This is a genomic window from Pedobacter sp. 01T416_2 (assembly GCF_056398925.1).
Window position 1 is genome coordinate 1 of sequence record NZ_JBFTQI010000845.1, and the last position, 2387, is coordinate 2387.

At 44.4% G+C, this 2387-nt stretch carries 1 protein-coding gene and 1 pseudogene; both read left to right on the plus strand.

The window, feature by feature from the left end:
* Positions 1-294, plus strand: a pseudogene (locus AC1DPQ_RS24880) (hypothetical protein); the annotation flags it as partial.
* 18 nt (positions 295-312) lie between these two features.
* Positions 313-1962, plus strand: a complete 1650-nt coding sequence (locus AC1DPQ_RS24885; RefSeq protein WP_477581044.1) for an arylsulfatase — start codon at positions 313-315, stop codon at positions 1960-1962.
* Positions 1963-2387: the final 425 nt, after the last annotated feature.

The window sequence follows — 2387 nt, forward strand, 5'->3', positions numbered from 1 at the left end:
GTTCAGCGCGCTGCACCTTTGTTTTGGGAACGTGGTGGCAACAAAGCCGTACGGTGGGGCAAATGGAAACTCGTTTCTCCGGCAGGTTTAACCGAAAAATATGAGCTTTTCGATATCGAAAAAGATAGGGCCGAAAATGCCGATGTAGCCGCTCAACACCCCGAAATAGTAGCACAGTTAAAAGCCGCTTATGTAAAGTGGGCTGCAGAAAATGGGGTAGTAGATTACGAATTGCTTAAAACCGCACCCGCCCGGCCTGCACAAGGAAATAATAGAGGCAATCAGAATTTTTAGCATTAAATAAAGAAAAAGATGAACAAAGTTATATTAACCTGTGTAGGCGCATTATTGGCCATACAGGGTTTTGCACAAAATGCCAGGCCGTCAAAGCCTAATATTATCCTTATCCTGGCCGATGACTTGGGTTATTCAGATCTTGGCGCCTATGGCTCAGAAATTAAAACACCCAATTTAGATCGTCTCGCCAACGAGGGCCTTCGGTTAAAAGAATTTTATAACAATTCCATTTGTGCGCCAACCCGTGCTTCCTTATTAACAGGGCAGTACCAGCATAAAGCAGGAGTGGGGTATTTCGCCAACGATCTTGGGCTTCCGGCCTATCAGGGTTATCTTAATAAAGAATCGCTTACCCTGGCAGAGGTTTTAAAAACCCAGGGTTACAATACTTTAATGTCGGGTAAATGGCATGTTGCCGGTAAAGAAGTGAGTTTTCCCTGGCAGCGTGGTTTCGATCACGTAATGATGTCCGAAAATGGAAGTTATTTCGATCAGGGCGATTACGAAGGGGGTAAAAAGCGTGCCTACACCATTGACGGGAAACCCTATCCTTTAGAAGCGGGTAAATTTTACCAAACCGATGTAATTACCGAGAATGCAGTAAACTTTTTAGATCAAAGCGCTAAAGACAAACCCTTCTTCCTGTATTTAGCCTATACCGCGCCGCACTGGCCGCTGCATGCACTGCCAGAAGATATTGCCAAATACAAAGGCCGCTACGATAAAGGTTGGGATGTGCTCCGTGCCGAAAGAATTAAAAAGCAAAAAGAACTGGGTATTATTGATGGTAATTCTACGGTCTCTGAAAAAGATGCCGATATCTACAACTGGAACAAACTATCGTTCGATCAGCGTAGCCAGTGGGCCAAAAAGATGGAGATTTTTGCCGCCATGGTCGATCGTTTAGATCAGGGCATTGGCCAGGTATTAAATAAGTTAAAAGCAACCGGCGCCGATAAAAATACCATCATCCTGTTTATTTCTGATAATGGTGCCCCTGCAGAAGATCTGGTAAAATGGTATAAAGGTGCGGTGCGCAATTCGGGCCCTGTAGGTACCATTGGTTCGTACGAGTCGCAGAGTAAAAACTGGTCTTATGCTTCAAATTCGCCATTAAAAGCCTTTAAAGATTACATGTACGAAGGTGGCATCAGCTCGCCGTTTATTGCCTGGTACCCCGCTAAAATTAAAGCGGGCAGTATTAAAAAAGGCACCGGGCATATTATCGATATTGCCCCAACATTTTACGATCTGGCCGGGGCTACCTATCCTAAAAGCTATCAGGGCATTACACCCAATGCATTGGCCGGTAAAAGTTTGTTGCCGGTATTGTTTGGTAAAGATAACGAACTGAAACGCGATGAACCGCTATTTTGGGAACGTGCAGGCAATCGTGCAGTGCGTGCTGGCAAATGGAAACTGGTATCTACCTGGCCAGGCTACAATTGGGAACTGTATAATTTAGAAACCGACCGTGGCGAAATCACCAACGTAGCCAGGCAAAACCACGATGTGGTGAGCAGGTTATCGGTAGCCTATTTCGACTGGGCAAAAAGAACGGGTGTGGTAGATTTTGCCACGCTTGAGGCCAAAGAGCCACAATCAATGAAAGAGTTCCGTAAAAGTAAGGTACAGGAAGTTGTATCAGAGGGTTTCGGCTTTTAGTTGATTTTTTTTTAAAAATGTCAGTCTGAGCCTGTCGAAGACCTTATTTGTAGCCTCCAACTCCCTCATAATTTTGTAGGGGTTGGGGGCTATTTTGCAAATTAGAAGAACAAAAAACGTTGTCATCCTGAGCTTGTCGAAGGACAAATGTTTTTTGTTTCGACTATTAAAAATACCTTCTATTACATGTTCCGATTTTCATCGGCAGGTTTGGGCTAGGCTGCAATTAGTTGTGCATTTTTATTTGAAAACGAACATTCATGTCTCCGTGGGCGCTGTAGCCCCGTTATGCACTCCAATCTTTTTATTGCAAATTTTACGCAACCAGCAGCAAGAATAGGAGGGGTGCACTTATGCAATAAAAAGGATTTCCGCTGCTACCGGGTTTATTGGTGAGTGGCTTGTGGTTCTTGGCCATATAACCC

What these genes read in the sequence shown, in the direction of transcription:
- AC1DPQ_RS24885 (WP_477581044.1), top strand. Translation starts at nt 313, where the DNA reads ATGAACAAAGTTATATTAACCTGTGTAGGCGCATTATTGGCCATACAG.